Origin of the sequence: Microvirga pakistanensis (genome assembly GCF_004458765.1) — a bacterium.
Classification (GTDB): domain Bacteria; phylum Pseudomonadota; class Alphaproteobacteria; order Rhizobiales; family Beijerinckiaceae; genus Microvirga; species Microvirga pakistanensis.
The window spans coordinates 1-223 of sequence record NZ_SPJX01000439.1; the positions used below are offsets into that span (position 1 = coordinate 1).

1 protein-coding gene is annotated in these 223 nt (G+C 65.0%); it reads left to right on the forward strand.

Features of this window, described 5'->3' with window-relative positions; all coding sequences use genetic code 11:
* The coding region (locus tag E4K09_RS19870; RefSeq protein ID WP_425293866.1) for an ABC transporter permease subunit at positions 1–223 on the forward strand (223 nt) is incomplete at both ends.

Below are 223 nucleotides of genomic sequence, written 5' to 3' on the forward strand. Positions count from 1 at the left end.
CCGCCTCGGCTCCGCCACACCAACCACCGGTCTCCTGTGGGAACTGCAGGCCATCACCGCCGTCGTCATCGGCGGCACCGCTCTCAGGGGCGGCGTCGGCCGTATCTGGGGCACCGTCGTCGGTGCGGTGATCCTCGAACTCGTCGCCAATATCATGGTGCTGTCGAACTTCGTCTCCGAGTTCCTCGTGGGCGCGGTTCAAGGTGCCATCATCATTATCGCC